Origin of the sequence: Phaeobacter gallaeciensis (assembly GCF_001678945.1) — a bacterium.
Taxonomy (GTDB): domain Bacteria; phylum Pseudomonadota; class Alphaproteobacteria; order Rhodobacterales; family Rhodobacteraceae; genus Phycobacter; species Phycobacter gallaeciensis_A.
Genome location: NZ_CP015124.1, coordinates 1450774 through 1469778, shown reverse-complemented (window position 1 = coordinate 1469778; position 19005 = coordinate 1450774). Strand labels below are relative to the sequence as shown.

16 protein-coding genes and 1 tRNA gene are annotated in these 19005 nt (G+C 62.5%); 6 read left to right on the top strand and 11 right to left on the bottom strand.

Translation table 11 applies throughout. The features are described from left to right. Positions 1-10: 10 nt before the first annotated feature. The 4 genes from JL2886_RS06995 to JL2886_RS06980 form a co-directional block, all read right to left on the bottom strand. Positions 11-898, bottom strand: coding sequence for a dimethyl sulfoxide reductase anchor subunit family protein (locus tag JL2886_RS06995; RefSeq protein ID WP_065271353.1), 888 nt, complete (start codon positions 896-898; stop codon positions 11-13). Then, positions 898-1680, bottom strand: a complete 783-nt coding sequence (locus tag JL2886_RS06990; RefSeq protein ID WP_065271352.1) for a 4Fe-4S dicluster domain-containing protein — start codon at positions 1678-1680, stop codon at positions 898-900. The genes JL2886_RS06995 and JL2886_RS06990 overlap by 1 nt, the downstream gene beginning before the upstream one ends. After that, complete coding sequence (locus JL2886_RS06985) at positions 1677-4511, bottom strand: molybdopterin oxidoreductase family protein (protein ID WP_065271351.1); 2835 nt, start codon at positions 4509-4511, stop codon at positions 1677-1679. Before JL2886_RS06985 ends, JL2886_RS06990 begins: the two co-directional genes overlap by 4 nt. Positions 4512-4629: 118 nt before the next feature. Continuing rightward, on the bottom strand, positions 4630-5763 hold the full coding sequence (locus tag JL2886_RS06980) for a citrate/2-methylcitrate synthase (protein ID WP_065271350.1): 1134 nt from the start codon (positions 5761-5763) through the stop codon (positions 4630-4632). 33 nt (positions 5764-5796) lie between these two features. On the opposite strand from JL2886_RS06980, the gene JL2886_RS06975 reads away from it, so the two are divergent. After that, positions 5797-6648 (top strand): phosphate acyltransferase, encoded by an 852-nt coding sequence (locus JL2886_RS06975; RefSeq protein WP_065271349.1) that lies wholly within the window; start codon positions 5797-5799, stop codon positions 6646-6648. A gap of 19 nt (positions 6649-6667) precedes the next feature. On the opposite strand, the gene JL2886_RS06970 is transcribed toward JL2886_RS06975, so the two are convergent. The 4 genes from JL2886_RS06970 to JL2886_RS06955 form a co-directional block, all read right to left on the bottom strand. Next, entirely contained in the window at positions 6668-7819 is a 1152-nt protein-coding gene (locus JL2886_RS06970) for an acetate/propionate family kinase (RefSeq protein WP_065271348.1), read from the bottom strand. Then, on the bottom strand, positions 7819-8574 hold the full coding sequence (locus JL2886_RS06965) for a TSUP family transporter (RefSeq protein WP_065271347.1): 756 nt from the start codon (positions 8572-8574) through the stop codon (positions 7819-7821). Before JL2886_RS06965 ends, JL2886_RS06970 begins: the two co-directional genes overlap by 1 nt. A 5-nt stretch (positions 8575-8579) precedes the next feature. Further along, positions 8580-10358, bottom strand: a complete 1779-nt coding sequence (xsc, locus tag JL2886_RS06960; RefSeq protein ID WP_065271346.1) for a sulfoacetaldehyde acetyltransferase — start codon at positions 10356-10358, stop codon at positions 8580-8582. 186 nt (positions 10359-10544) lie between these two features. Further along, positions 10545-12005 (bottom strand): PLP-dependent aminotransferase family protein, encoded by a 1461-nt coding sequence (locus JL2886_RS06955; RefSeq protein ID WP_065271345.1) that lies wholly within the window; start codon positions 12003-12005, stop codon positions 10545-10547. A 124-nt stretch (positions 12006-12129) separates the two neighbouring features. Here JL2886_RS06955 and JL2886_RS06950 point away from each other — a divergent pair, with 124 nt between their 5' ends. Both JL2886_RS06950 and JL2886_RS06945 read left to right on the top strand, forming a co-directional pair. Beyond that, complete coding sequence (locus JL2886_RS06950) at positions 12130-12441, top strand: ArsR/SmtB family transcription factor (RefSeq protein WP_065273578.1); 312 nt, start codon at positions 12130-12132, stop codon at positions 12439-12441. Then, positions 12434-13465: a permease gene (locus JL2886_RS06945; protein WP_065271344.1), complete on the top strand. Its 1032-nt coding sequence runs from the start codon at positions 12434-12436 to the stop codon at positions 13463-13465. The genes JL2886_RS06950 and JL2886_RS06945 overlap by 8 nt, the downstream gene beginning before the upstream one ends. 224 nt (positions 13466-13689) lie before the next feature. Here JL2886_RS06945 and JL2886_RS06940 read toward each other — a convergent pair whose 3' ends face one another. Then, positions 13690-14283 carry a GNAT family N-acetyltransferase gene (locus JL2886_RS06940; protein ID WP_065271343.1) on the bottom strand — a complete coding sequence of 198 codons (594 nt, stop codon included), beginning with the start codon at positions 14281-14283 and terminating at the stop codon, positions 13690-13692. A 100-nt stretch (positions 14284-14383) separates the two neighbouring features. Beyond that, positions 14384-15781 carry an aspartate aminotransferase family protein gene (locus JL2886_RS06935; RefSeq protein ID WP_065271342.1) on the bottom strand — a complete coding sequence of 466 codons (1398 nt, stop codon included), beginning with the start codon at positions 15779-15781 and terminating at the stop codon, positions 14384-14386. A gap of 428 nt (positions 15782-16209) precedes the next feature. Between JL2886_RS06935 and JL2886_RS06930 the strand changes: the two genes are divergently transcribed. The 3 genes from JL2886_RS06930 (at position 16210) to JL2886_RS06920 (ending at position 18740) form a co-directional block, all read left to right on the top strand. Beyond that, positions 16210-16986, top strand: coding sequence for a 3-keto-5-aminohexanoate cleavage protein (locus JL2886_RS06930; protein WP_237028436.1), 777 nt, complete (start codon positions 16210-16212; stop codon positions 16984-16986). Positions 16987-16988: 2 nt separating this feature from the next. Further along, a complete protein-coding gene (locus tag JL2886_RS06925; protein WP_065271341.1) occupies positions 16989-18317 on the top strand; it encodes an aspartate aminotransferase family protein in 1329 nt (442 codons plus the stop codon). Positions 18318-18395: 78 nt separating this feature from the next. Next, positions 18396-18740: a hypothetical protein gene (locus JL2886_RS06920; RefSeq protein WP_133245363.1), complete on the top strand. Its 345-nt coding sequence runs from the start codon at positions 18396-18398 to the stop codon at positions 18738-18740. Positions 18741-18829: 89 nt separating this feature from the next. Here JL2886_RS06920 and JL2886_RS06915 read toward each other — a convergent pair. Further along, positions 18830-18905: transfer RNA gene (locus JL2886_RS06915), tRNA-Ala, on the bottom strand. Positions 18906-19005 lie beyond the last annotated feature (100 nt).

Sequence of the window (19005 nt, the reverse complement as noted above, 5' to 3'; positions counted from 1 at the left end):
TCAGATGCGTTCAGCGTTTGCCGTAGTAGAGGCCGACGACATGTTCAGCCTGGGCAAAGAACAGCCAGCGCAGGCAGGCAATCCCTGCGATATGCAGCAGCACCGCGACGCCTGCCATCAGGTGTTTCATCATCACGCTGTCAAACGGCATCACCATCAGGGCAATCGGCAGCGCGAACCCCAGGCCAAAGCCGATGACGCGCAGCTTCAGCGCGTGTTTGCGGCCCACCACATAGACGAATTCCCGAAGCAGGTAATTGCTGCCCGTATGGGGCGGCTCGAATGCGCGCACGCTGCCGCGATTCCCCAGCCCCGTGGCAGTGCCAATGTCGGTGCCGGAGTGCGCCAGCGCCTTGTCCGTCTTGGCCCAATAGGCCAGCTGGATCGCGCCTGCGAGTGCTAGCAGCCACGGCGCGAGGCTCTCTTGTCCGGCCAGCAGTGCACCGCCCGCGATCGCGAAGCTGAGGAAGACCAGCGGCGTCAGCGGGCTGTGCCAGCGCGGGATTGTCTTTAGTTGCGTATAGATCATCGCGGTGGTGAAAACGGTGCCGATGCTGAGCACAGCGCCCAGAAGGCCGAGGAGGCGCCAGTCAGCGTCCCAGAAAACAGCCCCAGCCGCATACAGCCCCATGACCAGCAGCGCGGCGACGGCAGTGCAGCCTTCGCGGCTGAGCCAGCTTGTGCGCCACTGGCTGAAGGCTTTCCAGGCGCGTTCGGGATGACCAAGGTGAAAGGTTGAGGCCAGAAGCCCGCCCACGGCCAGCGCATAGGCGATGAGGTAGAAGACAAAGGCAACCCAGCCGGTGACGGCGGGCATGCCGAGGCCAAGAAAGGCCAGAAGGCCAAAGCCAAGACCCGACAGGGTGGTGAAGATAATGACGGAAGGGGCCGGATGCATCAGCTGTCTCCTCCGGGCAATTTATCAAGCGCCCTGTCGAGCCAGCCGAGGAAACCGCTGGCTCCCTCCGCGACCGGTGCCAGAAGCGGCGCCAGCACGTCGATCTGATCCTCGATCCGGTCCTTGGGGCGGGGCGGCAGGTATTTGTTCACAGGCTTGGTGCCCATTTCCGGCATCAGGTCCATGCCGCCGCGCTCCGCAACCATTTGAGAAACCTCGCTGTCCGGATCGCCGAGATCCCCGAAATGCCGCGCGCCCGCCGGGCAGGTGCGCACGCAGGAGGGCACGCGATCCTCTTCGGGCAGGTTGTCGTTATAGATTCGGTCCACGCAAAGGGTGCATTTCTTCATCACCCCCTCAGCCAGATCCAGCTCACGCGCGCCATAGGGGCAGGACCAGGCACAAAGGCCGCAGCCGATACAATCGCTTTCGTTGACCAGAACGATGCCATCCTCGACCCGCTTGTAGCTGGCGCCGGTGGGGCAGACGGTGACGCAGGGTGCGTCTTCGCAATGCAGGCAGGATTTCGGGAAATGCACCAGTTGCGCAGCGGGGGCGGGCTGGGCGCCTGTGGCCTGTGGCTGTACCTCATAGGAATGCACCCGGTTGAGGAAGGTACCCGAGGGATCGGCGCCATAGGGATCCTGATCCGACAGCGGCGCGCCGTAGTTTTCGGTGTTCCAGCCTTTGCAGGAGATCACGCAGGCATGGCAGCCGACGCAGGTGTCCAGATCGATCACCAGCCCCATCTTGCGATTTGTCTGTGTGGGAAGCTCGGTCATTTGCCTACCTTCCATGTCAGTTTGTCCGGACCGGTGCCCACCGGAGATGCAATCGGATCAAGCGCGGGTTGGCTTTCTGCGATGCCATCCGGCGGGGCGGCCTTTTCGATCTTCACCTTCAGATCGAACCAGGCCGCCTGTCCGGTGATCGGGTCCGAGTTTGCCCAGCGAAGACCATCGCCCTTGGGTGGCAAAAGCTCGTGGATCAGGTGATTGAGCAGGAAGCCCTTTGTCGCTTCCGGCGCGTTTTCATCCAGCGCCCAGGCGCCTTTGCGCTTGCCGATGGCGTTCCAGGTCCAGACCGTGTTTTCATTGAGCGCAGCCATCTCCATCACCGGCACGGTGATCTCTCCGTGCGGAGAGGTGACCCGCGCCCAGTCGCCATCCGACAAGCCGTTTTGCTGCATCAGTTTGGTTGGCACATACAGGGGATTACGCCCGTGCAATTGCCGCAGCCAGGCGTTCTGGCTGCCCCAGGAATGATACATCGCCATCGGACGCTGGGTGAGGGCGTTGACGGTGAACCCTTCGTTGCCCTGCTGGTCTGTTTCGTACCAGATCGGCAGCGGATCCATGGTGGCCTTGATCCGCTTGCGCAGATGGTCTGGCGGCTGGCGCTCCCCATATCCTTCGGCGGCCAGCTGGAATTTCCGCATCGGCTCCACATACAGCTGGAACAGATAGGGTTCGGGCTTGTCATAGATCCCCATGCCCACGGCCCAGTCCTGATAGGCGCTGTTCCACGGTTTGTAATAGAGCGCCGCATCCGGGATGTGGCTGACGTGAAATCCGCCATTTTCGATATAGCGGTCGAGTTGTTCAGGGTTCACCGCGCCGCGCCCGGACTGTTCGCCATCGCCGCGCCATCCCGCCAGCGGGCCGATGCCGGGCTTACGCTCGTGGTTGACGATATAATCGGCGTAATCCTGATATTTCGCGCTGCCGTCCTCATTGGTGAAACCGGGCAGTTTCATCCGGTTCGCCAGCTGCACCAGCGCGGTCTGGAACCCGCGCACATCCCGGTCCGGTTCCACCACCGGCCAGCGGATGGCATCGGCGGCGGCATCCGCCTCGCAGATCGGGCGATCCAGCAGCGAGATGCAATCGTGCCGCTCCAGATAGGTGGTGTCAGGCAGGATCAGGTCGGCATAGGCCACCATTTCCGATGAATAGGCGTCCGAGTAGATGATGCGCGGAATGACATACTCGCCGTCCTCGTCCGTGTCGGTCAGCATCTCGATCACCCCGCGGGTGTTCATCGAGGAGTTCCACGACATATTCGCCATATACATGAACAGTGTGTCGATCTTGTATGGATCGCCTGCATGGGCGTTGGAGATCACCATATGCATGAGGCCATGGGCGCTCATCGGGTTTTCCCAGGTGAAAGCCTTGTCGATGCGGGCCGGGCTGCCGTCTTTGCACAGGGCCAGATCATCGGGGCCATGCACAAACCCCAGATGCGGGCCATCCAGCGCGCAGTCGGGTTTCACGCCGCAGTGCGGTTTGGGATGCGCGGTCGCGGGCTTGGGGTAGGGCGGTTTAAAGCGGAAGCCGCCGGGGACCTCGACCGTGCCCAGAAGGATCTGCAGGACGTGCAGCGCGCGGCAGGTCTGGAACCCGTTGGCATGAGCAGACACCCCGCGCATGGAGTGGAAGGACACTGGGCGCCCCACCATCGTCTTGTGAGTCTCGCCGCGGAAATCGGTCCACTCCTGATCAAGCTCGAACGCCTCGTCAAAGGCGACACGGGCAATTTCAGCGGCGATGGCGCGGATGCGACTGGCGGGGATACCGCATTGCTCGGCCACGGTTTCAGGGGCGTAGTCATCAGACAGATACCGTTCTGCCATCAGGTGGAACACCGGCCTGTGGGTGACACCGGCATGGCGATAGGTGGCATGCAGGTCCGGGCGTACGCCTGGCTGGTCAAAGGGCGTCAGCTTGCCGGTATTGCGGTCGATCAACAACTCCTTGCCGGTCTCATCGCGCAGGAACAGGCCCTGTTCAGGGCCGTCACTGGCATTCACCAGCACCGGCGCATTGGTAAAGCGGCTGAGATAATCAAGATCGATCTTCCCGGCCTTCAGCAGCACATGCACCATGGAGAGGATGAACAGCCCGTCGGTGCCCGGTGTGATGCCGACCCAGTCATCCGCCACTGCGTTATAGCCGGTGCGGATCGGGTTGACGCCGATCACCTGCGCGCCGCGCGCCTTGATCTGGCCGATACCCATCTTGATCGGGTTGCTGTCGTGATCCTCGGCCACGCCGAACAGCATGAACAGCTTGGTGTGGTCCCAGTCGGGCTGGCCGAACTCCCAGAAGGCACCGCCCATGGTGTAGATGCCAGCCGTCGCCATATTGACCGAGCAGAAGCCGCCGTGCGCGGCATAGTTGGGGGTGCCGAAATTCTGCGCCCAGAAACTGGTGAAGCTCTGCGACTGATCGCGGCCGGTGAAAAACGCCAGCTTTTCTGGTGCAGTTTTGCGCAGCGGCTCCATCCATGAGGCCGCCAGATCCAGCGCCTCGTCCCAGGTGACTTCCTCGAACTGTCCTGACCCGCGCGGGCCGACCCGTTTCAGCGGCGCACGCAGCCGCGAGGGCGCGTTGTGCTGCATGATGCCAGCGCTGCCCTTCGCGCAAAGGACACCCTTGTTCACCGGGTGGTCGCGGTTGCCCTCGATATAGGCGACCTGTTTCTTGCCATCGCTGCCGGTCTTCATATGAACGTTGATGCCGCAGCGGCAGGCGCACATGTAGCAGGTGGTCTGGCGGATCTCCTCGGAAACCGGGGGCGAGGTGTCGATCTGAGGCTGGTTGAAACCCATGGGTCATCCCTGTTCGTCGCGTCGGGGCAGGCTAGGTCGGATCAGTCTGCTGCGCGAGAGTTTTCTGTTTTTCCCGGCTCTTCCGGGAATCTGTTCTTTGAAATCGTATTGGTGGGGATCAGCGATCTGCAATCGGCACATAACCGCGCAGTTCCGGCCCGTTGTACAGCGTCAGCGGTCGGATCAGGATATTGCCGCGCTGTTGCTCGATGCATTGGATCACCCAGCCTGGCATGCGCCCGATGGCAAAGATCGGCACGTATAGGTCCATCGGGATGCCGTGCAGCTGGTAGATCACGCCGGAATAGAAATCGACATTCACATTGAGCCCGTGGCGCGCATAGGGAGACATGGCCTCGACCACCGCCTGTAGGATTTCATACCACTCGGGGGCGCCCATTTCCTCGCCCAGCTTGCGCACGCCTTCGCGCATGTGGCGAGCGCGGGGATCTTCCTTGCGGTAGACCCGGTGGCCAAAGCCGGTGACGGCTTCTTTCGCCGCTCGCTTGGCCTTCACGTAGACGGCGGCCTTGTCCGGGGTGCCGATCTCATGCACCATTTTCATCACGTCCTCGGCGGCGCCGCCATGGGCCGGACCTGCGAGGGTCGACAGCGCCGTGACGATGGCGCCATGAAGATTAGCCTCGGTACCCACTGTGACGCGGGCAGCAAAGCTGGAGGCGTTGGAGCCGTGTTCGGCGTGCAGAATGAAATCCACATCCGCCAGGCGCGCGGCATCCGCGCTGGGTTTCTCTTCCTTCAGCATCCACAGCCAGTTGGCTGCATGGCCAAGGGTCATGTCGGGCGCCACGGGATCGCGGCCGTTGCGGATTGCTTCATGCGCGGCGATGATCATCGGCACCTGGCTGGTCAGACGCACGCCATTGGCGAGGAAGGCCTCCTCGCCGACCTGCTGGCTGGCAGGCTCTAACGCTGCAAGGGCCGACACACAGGTGCGCAGCACATCCATCGGGTGGCCGTCCTTGCAGGCGCGGATGATTGCGTGGATCTCATCCGGCAGCACCCGCGCCGCTTTCAGATCGGCATCGAAATCCGCCAGTTGCCCTGCGGTTGGCAGCTCGCCGTAGATCAGCAGGTAACAGACCTCTTCAAAGGTGGAATGGGTAGCCAGATCGTGGATGGAATAGCCGCGATAGCTCAGCTCGCCCTTGGCCCCATCAATATCTGAAACGCCGGAGCGTTCAAAGTAGACGCCCTTCAGGCCGCGGTTGATCTTGACGTTTTCGCTCATTGCTGGCTCCTTCGTGTGGCAAGGGAGAATGATATGACTGTTCTGGAAAATGCATTTGAAGCGGCAAAGGCACGGCGGGCGCGGGTGGTTTTCCCGGAAATGGAAGACGCACGGGTGGCAGAGGCCACGCAGCGCCTGCGGGCCGAAGGCCTGTGCGAACCCTTGCCGCTGGCGGAGCCGTCCGAGGCCCATGTGGAGGCCTTGGTTACCGCGCGCGGTCTGAAAGAGGTGATCGCAAAACGCATGGTTTCCAAACCCTTGTACCGCGCCGCCGCGATGGTTGCGCTGGGCGAGGCAGATGCGATGGTCGCAGGCGCGGATGTTCCCACCCGCCGGGTGATCGAGGCCGCCAGCATCGGTATCGGGCTGGCCGACGGGGTGTCCTTGCCCTCGTCGTTCTTCCTGATGGTGTTTCCGGGTGGGCGCGAACTGGTCTTTGCTGACTGCGCGGTAAATGTGGCACCCGATGCGGCGCAACTTGCCGATATCGCACGCGCTTCGGCGGCCTCCGCCAAGGCCCTGCTGGGCACGGCGCGGGTGGCGATGCTGTCCTTTTCCACCGGCACATCGGGTGACGGCGACAGCGTGGCGCGGGTGCGCGAAGCAGCCGAGCTTGCAGGCTTTGCTGGGCCGGTGCAGGCGGATGCGGCGCTGAACGGTGCCATCGCTGCCAAGAAGGGGATCGAGGCTCTGGATGCCAACGTGCTAATCTTCCCGAACCTTGATGCGGGCAATATCGGGTACAAGCTGTGCCAGGAACTGGCAGGTGCGCAGGCGCTGGGGCCGTTCCTGCAGGGCTTTGCCCGCCCGGTCTGCGATCTTAGCCGGGGCGCCAGCGTTGACGACATCGTCGCCGCCACGGTGCTGACTGCCGCGCAGGTCTGAGGGATATGCCGGGTGCGGTTCATGCCGCCTCCGGCAGCAGGGCAAGGGCGTCCATCGCGATCTGCCGCTCTTCATCCGCCGGGATCACCCAGATGTTCACCGCCGAAGACTGGCAATGTAGCGCCATCTGAAGGGCCTCATTGGCATCGGGGGCCATACGCACTCCAATCCATTCAAGGCCCCGCAGAATACGCGCGCGGATGGCGGTGGCGTTCTCTCCGATACCGCCGGTGAATGCGATGGCGTCGAGCCCTTCGAGCGCGGCAATCAGGCTCCCCGCGTGTCGCAGGGTCCAATAGCAGAAGTGATCGATGGCAAAGGCGCTGTCGGCGCTGGGGTCTAGCATCAGCTTGCGCATGTCGGATTTGCCACCCGATAGGCCCAGCAACCCGCTTTCGTGGTTGAGGATCGCCTTGGTGCGTTCCAGCCCGTTGTCTTCCACGAGGCGCAGAACTGCGTTGGCATCGATGCCGCCCGACCGGGTACCCATGGTCAGCCCGTCCAGCGGTGAATAGCCCATGGTGGTGGCGATGGATTGCCCGCCCCGGATGGCACAAAGCGAGGCGCCATTGCCCAGATGAAAGGCCAGCAGCCGTGCGGGCAGTTTTTCCTCGGACAGGTCCGGCAGGCGCCGCACCAGTGCCGCGTAGGATAGTCCATGGAAGCCATAGCGGCGGATGCCCTTGGTCTCGATCATCCGCGGGATGGCATAGCGGGTCGCCACATCGGGATTGGTGGCGTGAAACGAAGTGTCGAAACTGGCGAACTGCGGCAGGTCCGGGGCGAGTTCCCCCATGGTGTCGATGGCGGCCAGGCTGTGCGGATTATGCAGCGGCGCCAGCGGGGTGCAATCGGCGATCTCGGCGCGGACCTCGGGCGTGATGCGGGTGGGGGCGGTCAGGTTGCGTCCGCCATGCACCACCCGGTGGCCTATCGCCGTCAAGCTGCCTGCCGTGATGCCGCGATCCGCCAGCGCGTTCAGGATGCCCGAAAGCGCGGCCTTATGGTCGATAAAGGGGATTTCGGTCTCGGCGCCGTCCACGATCAGCCGCGAGGCGCCGCCGATCCCGTCGGCAAGACCCTGCACCTGCTCTTCGAACGCGCTGTCGAAGACAGCGAATTTGATGGAAGAGGATCCGGCATTGAGGATCAGAACCCGTGCATCGGCCATCAGAGCACCCGCACGATGTTCAGCACCGAAAGAACGGTCAGCAACAGCACGATACCACGGCGGAAATTCTTCTGGTCGGCGCTGGCAAAGCGCTGGCTGCCGGTCCAGATCCCGGCGCCAAGGATGGGAAAGGCAAGCAGCACCCCGTAAAGCGTGTCGACCCCGGTCAGCCCGTTTGCCGCCATCACCGGCAGGGCCATCATGTCGATACCGGTCAGAAACACGATCATGGTGGCGCGGAATACGGCCGGGGGGATGGGCTGGGCTGTCAGAAACGCGGCAGCGGGCAGGCCGCCGACACCGGCGCTGTTGGCAATTCCGGCCACAAGACCGACGCCGAGGTTGCCTTTGCCCCCGATGGGGCGGCGCAGCTGCCAGCCGCTGAGCAGGATGAGGCTTAGCATCAGCACAAGTGCCGATATGGCAAGCCGGGCCTGATCTTCGCCCAGGCGGGACATGATTGCGATGGCGGGAACCGTGGCAATGGCGGCCCCGCCCAGCAGCAACAGTGCCCGCTGCCAGTCGATATGAGGCCGGATGCCGCGCGCCTGAAAGGCGGTCATCGTGATTTCACAAGCAAAGACCACCGGGATCAGCGGCAGTGGGTTGGTCACCAGCGCTGCCAGAATGATAAAGATCGCCGAGAAGCCAAATCCCGAATAGCCACGGATAAAGGCCGCCACAAACAATGCGGCGGCCAGATAGGCGCCCTGACCTCCATTCAGATCAAATGGCAGATCAAAGGGCAGCGTCATTGCGTTCAGCCGACCTGCTGCGGACGCATGTCGTCGGCAGAGATCCCGGCGACCTCGACCGGGTTCTTCATGGCGTCGCGGCGGAAGGGTTCACCCAGTTCCTGGTTGATCATCGCCTCGATGAGGGTGGTGATGCCGTTCTTCTGGTCCTCGACCGCCTGTGCCAACGCCGCGGTCAGCTCGTCCATGGTGCGGGCGACGACGCCTTTCAGGCCGCAGGCATTGGCGATCCCGGCATAAGAGACCTGCTGATCCAGCTCGGTGCCGACAAAGTTGTCATCGAACCACAGGGTCGAGTTCCGTTTCTCTGCGCCCCACTGGTAGTTGCGGAATACCACCTGAGTGACAGCGGGCCATTCATCGCGGCCGATCGCGGTCAGCTCGTTCACGGCGATGCCAAAGGCACCGTCGCCGGAGAAGCCGACAACCGGCACGTCCGGGCAGCCGATCTTGGCGCCGACCACGGCAGGCAGACCGTATCCGCAGGGACCGAACAGTCCCGGCGCCAGATATTTGCGGCCCTCGTCAAAGGACGGATATGCGTTGCCGATGGCGCAGTTGTTACCGATGTCGGAAGAGATGATCGCCTCGCGGGGCAGCGCCGACTGGATTGCGCGCCAGGCCATGCGGGGGCTCATCCAATCCGGTTTGTCGGCCCGGGCGCGTTCATTCCAGGTGGTGCCGGGATCGTCATCCTCGTGATCCATCGAGCTGAGCTGCTGCGCCCAGCGGGATTTGGCTTCGGCGATCCGTGCCTTGCGGTCTGCGCGTCCTTCATCACCTGCGCTGTCGCTCAGCTGGTCAAGGATCGTCGTGGCCACCTTGGCGGCATCGCCGACGATGCCAACCGTCACCGGTTTGGTCAGGCCGATCCGGTCCGGGTTGATGTCGACCTGAATGATCTTGGCTTCGGTGGGCCAGTATTCCATGCCGTAGCCCGGCAGGGTCGAGAAGGGGTTGAGCCGGGTGCCAAGGCAGAGCACCACATCGGCTTCCTTTATCAGTTCCATACCGGCCTTGGAGCCGTTGTAGCCAAGCGGACCTGCGAACAGCGGATGCGATCCGGGGAAGGCGTCATTGTGCTGGTAGCCAACGCAGACGGGGGCATCCAGACGTTCTGCCAGCGCCTTGGAGGCGGCGATGCCACCCTTGGACAGCACCACACCGGCACCGTTCAGGATCACCGGGTTCTTGGCGTTCGACAGCAGATCAGCCGCCTGCGCTAGCGCGGTTTCGCCCCCGGTGGGGCGTTCGAATTCGACGATGGCGGGCAGAGCAACGTCGATGACCTGGGTCCACATATCGCGCGGAATGTTCAGTTGCGCCGGGGCCGAGGCGCGTTTGGCCTGCATGATCACCCGGTTCAGAACTTCGGCCACGCGGGAGGGATCGCGCACCTCTTCCTGATAGGCGACCATGTCCTCGAACAGTTTCATCTGCTCGACTTCCTGGAAACCGCCTTGACCGATGGTCTTGTTCGCTGCCTGCGGGGTGACCAGCAGCAGCGGGGTGTGGTTCCAGTAGGCGGTTTTGACGGCGGTGACAAAGTTGGTGATGCCAGGGCCGTTCTGGGCGATCATCATCGACATCTTGCCGGTGGCGCGGGTGTAGCCATCGGCCATCATGCCGGCGCTTCCTTCATGCGCGCAGTCCCAGAAGGTGATGCCTGCCTTGGGAAACAGGTCCGAAATCGGCATCATCGCCGAGCCGATAATCCCGAAAGCATGTTCAATCCCATGCATTTGCAGGGTTTTGACAAAGGCTTCCTCGGTGGTCATTTTCATGGTGTGTTCTCCTGATGAGACGCTGACAGGGCCGGGCCGGCGCCGGGCGTTACATCCGGTTTAGGCTGTCGGAAGGGGAGGGGTTAGGGCCAGATACCTGTCCGGATTAGGGCCAGATATGGCGCGGCCTGATGGGGGTGTATCGCGGTTGCAGAAAACGCATGCGCGCCTGTGGCCGGGGCAACCTCAGGACGGTTTCAGCGCCTCGGACAGCAGCGCCAGCCCTGGTTCGATACGGCTTGCCGGGATCGAGGAATAGCCCAGCCGGTAATAGTTCTGCTTGCGGTGTTGGGGCGCAAAGAAGGGCGCGCCGGGTTCGATGATGACGCTCTTTTCCCTCAGGCGCTCTGCTGCGGCGGCGGTATCGACGCCCTCCGGCGCGCGCATCCAGAGGGATGAGCCACCGTAGACGCCAACACCCGAGATCGACAGCCCATGCGCGGCGATGGCCTCTTCGATGACCAGGCGGCGGTTGTGCAGCTCCTTGGCGGTGCGGCGGATTTGGGAATCGTAGTGCCCAAGGGAAAGGAAATAGGCGACAGTGCGCTGAATGTGCCCAGGCGGGTGGCGCAGCACGCTGGCGCGCAGGGCGCGGGCCTGACGGATGAAGCTTTCAGAGCCTACCAGATAGCCCAGTCGCAGCCCCGGAAACAGCGATTTGGAAAAGCTGCCGACATAGACCACGCGCCCGTCGGTATCCAGGGATTTGAGCGCCGGGGAGGGGGCGCCGAGGAAGGACATCTCGAACTCGTAGTCGTCCTCGACAATCACCGCATCGATCTCGCGGGCGCGCTCCAGCAGTTGCTTGCGCCGGGCCATGGGCATGGTGGCGGTGGTCGGGCTTTGGTGGCTCGGGGTGCAGAAGATCACGTCGGTGTCTTCCGCGATCTGCTCCGGCGGCAGACCGTCGGCATCCACCGGAATGCAATCCATCTGGCAGCGCACATGGGTGAGCTGATCGCGCAGGGTGTAATAGGTCGGATCCTCGATCGCCGCCTTGCGCCCCCGGTTCAGCAAAAGCTGGATCACCAGCCACAGGGCATTCTGCGCCCCGAGGGTGATCAGGATCTGCTCGGGGCGGGCGGTGACACCACGGCGTGGCAGGGTGTGGCGGGCGATATATTCGATCAGCAGGGGATCATCCTGATCGAAATAGTCGTTGGTCAGCGCGGCAAAATCTTTCTGCCCCAGCGCCCGGAGCGCGCAAAGCCGCCAGTTGGCATGATCAAACAGCGAGGCATCGACCTGACCATAGATGAAAGGATAGCGGTAGTTGCGCCAGTCCCGCGGTTTGCGGGGCGTATCGCCACCGGTAAAGGTGCGGGCAATGGCCTGCGACCAGTCCACCGCGTCATCAGAGCGTTGCGGCGGCGTGTAACTGGGCGGCACCGGCGCGTTTTCCGAGACGTAATACCCAGACCGCCCGCGCGACGTCAGATAGTCATTGGCCAGAAGTTCCGTATAGGCCAGCGTCACGGTGATGCGGCTGATGCCAAGGTGGCTGGCCAGTTTGCGCGAGGATGGCAGCTTCTCTCCAACCCGAAAACGGCCTGACAGAACGCCTTCGGCGATCATCTCCTGGATCTGCGCCTGAAGCGTGCCCTGCGCATCCGGGTTGAGAAAGAATGTGTCGACGGAAATGGCCATTCCGGGACAGTAGGCTGGCCTTAGGGGGAGCGCAATCTGGACTTACCGTCCCGGATGATTTTTTGAGCTTGATTTTGAGTGTCGAATCGAAATAACTAGTTTTATGGTTTTAATGGAGCATGTCATGCAGTGGGAAGAAGCAGCAGGTGGTTTTGCGGCCATGGGGTCAGAGGCGCGTCTGAAGGTCCTGCGCTGTCTGGTCCGGGCAGGGCGCGATGGATTGCGGGTTCAGGACATTCAGACCCGTACGGGCATCGCGCCCTCGACGCTGGCGCATCATTTGAAATTTCTTTCGGGCGCCGGTGTCGTGGTGCAGGAGAAGGTGGGACGCGCGACGATTAGCCGGGCCGATTTCGACCGGCTGCGGTCGCTGGCGGACTTCATTCTCTGTGAATGCTGCTCGGATCAAATGCAGGAGGCTGCAAACGATGGCTGATCTCACTCAAAATCTCGGGGCCTCGCAGGCGCTGCTGCGCTGGCTCAAAACGCCCTGGGCCGTGATCGTGGCGCTGCTGGTTTCTGTTGCGGTGCTGGATATGGGAAATTTCCAGACCATTGTGATCTTTGCGCTGAATGCGCTGGCCCATACCGGTCGTTACATTCTGTTTGCGGTGCTGCTGCTGGCGTATCTGAAGGCAACCGGCGCCGAAGCTCTGGTGGCGCGGGCCTTTGAGGGGCGCGAGGTGCGGATGATCTTTCTTGCGGCGGTGTTTGGCGGGCTGGCGCCCTTCTGTTCCTGCGAGGTCATTCCCTTTATCGCCGGGCTGCTGGCTTTGGGCGCGCCGTTGTCGGCTGTCATGGCCTTCTGGCTGTCGTCGCCGCTGATCGATCCGCCGACGTTGCTGATCACCGCAGGGGCGCTGGGCTGGCCCTTTGCCATCGGCAAGGCGGTTGCTGCCGTGGCCCTGGGGTTGTTCGGGGGCTTTGCCATCAAGGCACTGATGGGCCATGGTGTCTTTGCAAACCCGCTAAAACAGGTGCAGAAAACCAGCTGTTGCGGCTGCGGTGCGCCAAAGGCCGATGCAAAGCCGGTCTGGGCCTTCTGGTCCGAACCTGAGCGTCGGCAACGGTTCCGCAGCGAATTTGTCGCCAACGGTCTGTTCCTGCTGAAGTGGTTGGCGCTGGCCTATGTCCTGGAGGCGCTGCTTGTGTCCTATGTCCCGGCGGATGTCATTGCGGGTCTGGTCGGCGGTGAAGGCGTGGTGCCGATTGCCGTGGCCGCGCTGGTGGGCATGCCGGCCTACCTCAACTCCTACGTGGCGCCGCCGCTGCTGGCGGGACTGATAGAGCAGGGGATGAGCGTTGGGGCGGCGATGGCCTTCATGATTGCCGGTGCGGTGAGTTCGATCCCGGCCATGGCTGCGGTCTGGTCGCTGGTGAAGCCGCAGGTCTTTGCCGCCTATCTGGGGCTGGGTGTGAGTGGCGCAATCCTGTCCGGCATTCTGTTCCAGATGCTATGAGGGGCCACGGGCGGGGCGCTCCCGCCCGGATCGTGGCAATCGAAGATTGCCCCTCTCCCGTTGGGACAGGCGCCGCGCTGACGCGCGGCGCTTTTTCGTGCTGAGATGGCCCTTGCGGGGCAGGTCTGCCCCGTAAGGGCCGTTTTCAATTGTTTTAGAAAATGCGCGTCAAGGACAAGCCGCCTGACGGCGGGGCCTTGCGGCCTCCTTGACCCGCGGGGGGATCACCTTTGGGTCATGAATTCCAGGTTTGCGCGGACCGCGGGCCAATCGGCGGCGGTTATGGAGTAGACAGCGGAATCACGCAGGCTGCCGTCGGGCATGATCATGTGCGCCCGCAGGATACCGTCGAGCTGGGCGCCGAGCCGTTCGATTGCGGCGCGGCTTTGCCGGTTGAGGCGGTGGGTGCGGAATTCCACCGCGATGGCATCGCGGTCTTCGAATGCGTGGCGCAGCATCATGAGCTTGCAGGCGGTGTTGATCCCGGTGCGCTGTACCGATTTGCGGTACCAGGTGGAGCCGATTTCGACGCGGCGGTTGCCGTGGTCGATATTCATATAGGTAGTCATGCCCACGGCGCGGCCCTGTGGGTCGAGGATGGCGAAGGGCACCATGGATCCAGCCTTTTGCAGGGCAAGGCGGCGGTTGATCTCTGCCGGGACCCGGTCCGGTGCGGGAACCGCAGTGTACCAGAGCCGGTGCAGGGCGCCATCGCCCGCCGCCTCTGCCAGATCGGCGGCATGATCCTGCGTAAGCGGTGCCAGAGTCACATTGTCCGAGGTCAGGGTGGATGCTGTCATCCAGAGGGGAGCGGGCATGGCAGGGATCCTTGTGCTGTGTCACCCCGCCAGAAAAAGCGAAAGGCGGCCTGGTGCAAAGGGCCGCCTTTCAAAAATCTAAGTAGTCCAATTGGCCTGATCAGCCAAAGACCTTGGTCAGGGCCACGTCCACCGCATCGGTGATGGCGTCGATGTCCTCGGCCGTTGCGATCAGCGCCGGGCTGAAGCAGAGGGTGTTGTTCTTGCCGGGGATCGAACGGTTGGTGACGCCGATGATAACGCCCTGGGCGCCGACCTCGGCCACGACGGCTTGCGCCTGTTTCTCGTCCACCGGTTCCTTGCTCTCGCGGTCGGTGACCAGTTCGGCGCCGAGGAACAGACCTTTGCCGCGCACATCGCCGATCACCGGGTGCTTTTCCTGCAGTGCCTTGAGGTTGTTCATCATCCGCTCGCCCATGGCGGTGCAGTTGTCGAGCAGGCCCTCGTCTTCGATGATCTGCATGTTGGCCAGGGCGGCAGCGGGACCAGCGGTGCAGCCGCCGAAGGTGGAGATGTCACGGAAATAGTTCATCGGATCGTCCGCGTCGTCCTTGAACATCTCGAAGATTTCTTCGGTGGTGACCATGCAGGCGATCGCAGCATAGCCCGAGGCGACGCCTTTGGCCATGGTGACGAAATCGGGCTGGATGCCGTAGTGCTGGTAGCCGAACCAGGTGCCGGTACGACCGATCCCGCAAACCACCTCGTCGATGTGCAGCAGGATTTCGTATTTCTTGCAGATCTCCTGCACCCGCGGCCAATAGCCTTCGGGGGCCTCGATCACGCCGCCGCCGGCAGTCACTGGTTCCAGGCAGAGGGCGCCAACGGTGTCGGGGCCTTCGCGCAGGATAACCTCTTCGATCAGGTTGGCGGCCGCGATGCCGAATTCCTCGCCCGACAGATGCTCAAGACCCAGCTCGTGCTTGCGGTATTCCATGCAGTGGGGCACCCGTACGAAACCGGGGGCAAAGGGACCGTATTGGGCGTTGCGCTCATCCTGGCCGCCCGCCGACATCGCCGCCAGAGTGGAGCCGTGGTAATCGCGGTCGCGGTAGAGAATCTTGTGCTTCTTGCCGCCGTATTTCTTGTGCGCGATCTGGCGCACCATCTTGAAGGCTTTCTCGTTCGCCTCGGAGCCGGAGTTGTTGTAGTAGACGCGGCTCATGCCGGGCATCTTCTCGATCAGCTTTTCGGCAAAGAGCGAGCCGGGAATAGAACCTGCGGACTGCGCGAAATAGCAAAGCTTCATCAGCTGATCATAGACCGCCTTGCAGATTTCCTCACGGCCATAGCCGACGTTCACCGTCCAGACCCCACCGGAGACCGCGTCCAGCCATTCCTTGCCGTTCTGGTCCCACACCCGCATGCCTTTGCCTTCGACGATGATCCGGGGGTCGCTGGTCTCAAAGGGTTTGTGCTGGATCAGGTGGTGCCAGACATGCGCCTTGTCGGCGTCAATCACCCGGCTGAGGTCGTTTTCGTTGAACGTGCCGTCCATGACATGTCCTTCCCTAAAAAGTGGTGTTCTGGTCCGGCGCGCAAAACAGCAAGCCGGACTTTTCTGAGTTTGACGAAACGCCAAATCTGCCGCTTGCACTAGGTCCAGATGGTGATGAGCTTTGTGGCCAGTGCAGCAGGTTTCCTGCGCGGCCCGCATCAGGCCCCTGTTTTCAAGGGCAGAACTTACGTTCTTTGCCTTGGGTGCGCCGCTATGCTCCAGCGGTTTTCCGCATGTGGCCCGGCAGGTTGCCCGAAAATCGGGCGTGGCAGTGTTCCGGGGCGGGTGATCCGGGGATAAACGCGGGTTTTCCCAGTATATCGCGATCCGGTGCAGATCAAAAGAACGTGTGTTCTTTCGTGTGTTAATTGAGAGCGTGCATTTTTCCCATCATGGTCGGGCGCAGCATTGGCCAGCGGAGAATGGGCGTGGCGGAGTTCACAGTGATGGTTGCCCCGAGTGGGGCACGGCGTGGCAAGCGGGATCATTTGAACCTGCCGGTGACACCAGAGGAAATCGCGCAGACGGCCGCGGACTGTTATGTGGCCGGGGCAGGGGCGCTACACCTGCATGTGCGGGATGAGGAGGGCCAGCATTCGCTGGACGCCGGGCGCTATCGCACGGCGATGGAAGCGGTGCAGGAGGCGGCGCCCGGCATGAAGGTGCAGATCACCACCGAAAGCGCGGGTCTCTTCTCTCCCAAGGACCAGTTACATTGCCTGATGCAGCTGCGCCCGGCGGCGGCCTCGGTCTCGGTCCGGGAAATGGCGCGGGATCTGGCAGTAGCCGCGCGGGCCTATGCATTTAGTGCTGAGGTCGGAACGCGGGTTCAGCATATCCTGTATGGGTCGTCCTGTATCGCGCAGCTGAAGGAATGGTACGGCGATGGCACGGTGCCGCCCTCGATGCGCGATGCGATCTTTGTCCTCGGAAGCTACGCACCGCCGGTGTTGGGGCAGCCGGAGGATCTGGCCGGGTTTCTGTCGGCGGCAGCGGATCTGAGACTCAACTGGACCGCCTGCGCCTTTGGCCGCAACGAACGGGCCTGCCTGCTGGCGGCGATTGCTGCCGGAGGGGATGCGCGAATCGGATTTGAGAATAATATTGAAACGCCGGAGGGCGAGATGCTGCAGGACAATGCAGCCTCGGTAGCGGCGCTGGTCAGGGCCGCACAGGATGCCGGTCACAGCCTCAAGGAGGGCTGAAAATGTCTCATTTATTTCCCCGTCATACCAAGGCGAACCTGCCCACTGCCGTGGGGGGCGATGGCTGTTATCTGATTGATTCGACAGGAAAGCGGTATTTCGACGGATCGGGCGGCGCGGCGGTGTCCTGCCTTGGCCATTCCGATGCGGCAGTCATCGCGGCGGTGCAGCAGCAGGTGGGACAGCTGGCCTTTGCCCATACCGGGTTCATGACCTCGGAACCGGCCGAGGCGCTCGCCGATCTGCTGATTGCCAATGCGCCGGGCGATCTGGACCGGGTCTATTTTGTCTCTGGCGGATCCGAGGCGACCGAGGCGGCGATCAAGCTGGCACGCCAGTATTTCCTGGAAAAGGGGGAGCCGGAGCGGCGGCACCTGATTGCCCGGCGGCAAAGCTATCACGGCAACACGCTTGGCGCCTTGGCGGCGGGGGGCAATGCCTGGCGGCGGCAGCAATTCGATCCGCTTCTGATCGGCGTGTCCCATATCGCGCCTTGTTATGAATATGTGGACCGGGCCCAGGGCGAGAGCAGTTTTGACTATGGCCAGCGCGCCGCGAACGAACTGGAGGCGGAGATCCTGCGTCTTGGCCCCGAAACCGTGATGGCCTTCATGGCCGAACCAGTAGTGGGCGCCACATCCGGGGCGGTACCTGCGGTCGAAGGCTATTTCAAACGCATCCGCGAGATCTGCGACAAATATGGCGTGCTGCTGATCCTGGATGAGGTCATGTGCGGCATGGGGCGCACCGGTCACCTGTTTGCCTGTGACGCCGACGGTGTCGCGCCCGACATCCTGTGTATCGCAAAGGGGTTGGGCGCCGGTTATCAGCCGATCGGGGCGATGCTGTGCTCCCGCCAGATCTACGAGACCATCGAAGGCGGCAGCGGCTTTTTCCAACACGGGCATACCTATATCGGCCATCCGGTGGCCACAGCGGCTGGGCTGGCGGTGGTGAGCCAGATGCTGGAGCGGGATCTGGTGGCCCGCTGCGCGGCGATGGGCGATCGTCTGCAATCCGCCCTGCAGGAGCGGTTCGGCCAGCATCCCAATATCGGCGACATTCGCGGGCGCGGTCTGTTCCGGGGGATCGAGCTGGTCCGTGACCGCGACAGCAAGACGCCCTTTGACCCGTCACTTGGGCTGGCGGCGAAGATCAAGAAGGCGGCTTTTGAGGCCGGGCTGATCTGCTATCCGATGTCGGGTACGCGTGATGGCCGCAATGGTGATCACATCCTGCTGGCGCCGCCCTTTATCATTTCGGAGGATCAGATCGCCGAGGTGGTCGACAAGCTGGACGTGGCGATAACACAGTCCCTGCCTCAAGGCTGACAGGGGTCATTGTCTTGAAACGGACGATGGCCCTAGACTTGTCTCGTGCCCATGAACGAGCCGGGGAGGGCCATCGTCATGATCATCGCCATCGTCAGAATTCCGCTGGAAGGACCAAAACGGGATGCGGATCTGGTTGCCCGCCAATCCGTTGAAGCGACAAAGATTTTCCACGACGTCAAGGGTTTGAGGCGTAAGTATTTCCTCAACAGCGACGCAGGTGGTGGTGGAATTTACGAGTTCGATACCCGTGCAGATGCCGAAGCCTGGTTCAATGAAGGATGGGCGGACTGGATGGAAGGGCGCTTTGGTGTGCGCCCGACGCTGGAGATCTACGACAATCCTGTCGTGCTCGACAATGAGCAGGATGAGGTGCGGGTGAACGGTGACCGGATTGAGCCGCCTTGGATTGACGCAGGCTGAGCATCCCTGATTTGCCCATAGGTCGAAAGCGGGAGACACGCAAAATGCATGGCCAGAGGATTGATTAGTTTACAATGTCTGGGGGGGAATGGTGGAGCCTAGGGGAGTCGAACCCCTGACCTCTTGCATGCCATGCAAGCGCTCTCCCAACTGAGCTAAGGCCCCATTCACATCCGGCTTGGCTGTTGCCCCATCCGGTGTGAGTGGTCGTTTAAGGGACGATGGAGCAGGCTGCAAGTGCAAAATGCACCATCATTCAGAGTTT

Bases quoted from the DNA above. Each gene is read 5' to 3' on its own strand.
- JL2886_RS06925 (WP_065271341.1), top strand. From the start codon at position 16,989: ATGTCTCATTTATTTCCCCGTCATACCAAGGCGAACCTGCCCACTGCC.
- JL2886_RS06935 (WP_065271342.1), bottom strand. From the start codon at position 15,781: ATGGACGGCACGTTCAACGAAAACGACCTCAGCCGGGTGATTGACGCC.
- JL2886_RS06975 (WP_065271349.1), top strand. From the start codon at position 5,797: ATGACTGTTCTGGAAAATGCATTTGAAGCGGCAAAGGCACGGCGGGCG.
- JL2886_RS06980 (WP_065271350.1), bottom strand. From the start codon at position 5,763: ATGAGCGAAAACGTCAAGATCAACCGCGGCCTGAAGGGCGTCTACTTT.
- JL2886_RS06920 (WP_133245363.1), top strand. From the start codon at position 18,396: ATGATCATCGCCATCGTCAGAATTCCGCTGGAAGGACCAAAACGGGAT.
- JL2886_RS06965 (WP_065271347.1), bottom strand. From the start codon at position 8,574: ATGACGCTGCCCTTTGATCTGCCATTTGATCTGAATGGAGGTCAGGGC.
- JL2886_RS06940 (WP_065271343.1), bottom strand. From the start codon at position 14,283: ATGCCCGCTCCCCTCTGGATGACAGCATCCACCCTGACCTCGGACAAT.
- JL2886_RS06990 (WP_065271352.1), bottom strand. From the start codon at position 1,680: ATGACCGAGCTTCCCACACAGACAAATCGCAAGATGGGGCTGGTGATC.
- JL2886_RS06950 (WP_065273578.1), top strand. From the start codon at position 12,130: ATGCAGTGGGAAGAAGCAGCAGGTGGTTTTGCGGCCATGGGGTCAGAG.
- JL2886_RS06945 (WP_065271344.1), top strand. From the start codon at position 12,434: ATGGCTGATCTCACTCAAAATCTCGGGGCCTCGCAGGCGCTGCTGCGC.
- xsc (WP_065271346.1), bottom strand. From the start codon at position 10,358: ATGAAAATGACCACCGAGGAAGCCTTTGTCAAAACCCTGCAAATGCAT.
- JL2886_RS06955 (WP_065271345.1), bottom strand. From the start codon at position 12,005: ATGGCCATTTCCGTCGACACATTCTTTCTCAACCCGGATGCGCAGGGC.
- JL2886_RS06985 (WP_065271351.1), bottom strand. From the start codon at position 4,511: ATGGGTTTCAACCAGCCTCAGATCGACACCTCGCCCCCGGTTTCCGAG.
- JL2886_RS06995 (WP_065271353.1), bottom strand. From the start codon at position 898: ATGCATCCGGCCCCTTCCGTCATTATCTTCACCACCCTGTCGGGTCTT.
- JL2886_RS06970 (WP_065271348.1), bottom strand. From the start codon at position 7,819: ATGGCCGATGCACGGGTTCTGATCCTCAATGCCGGATCCTCTTCCATC.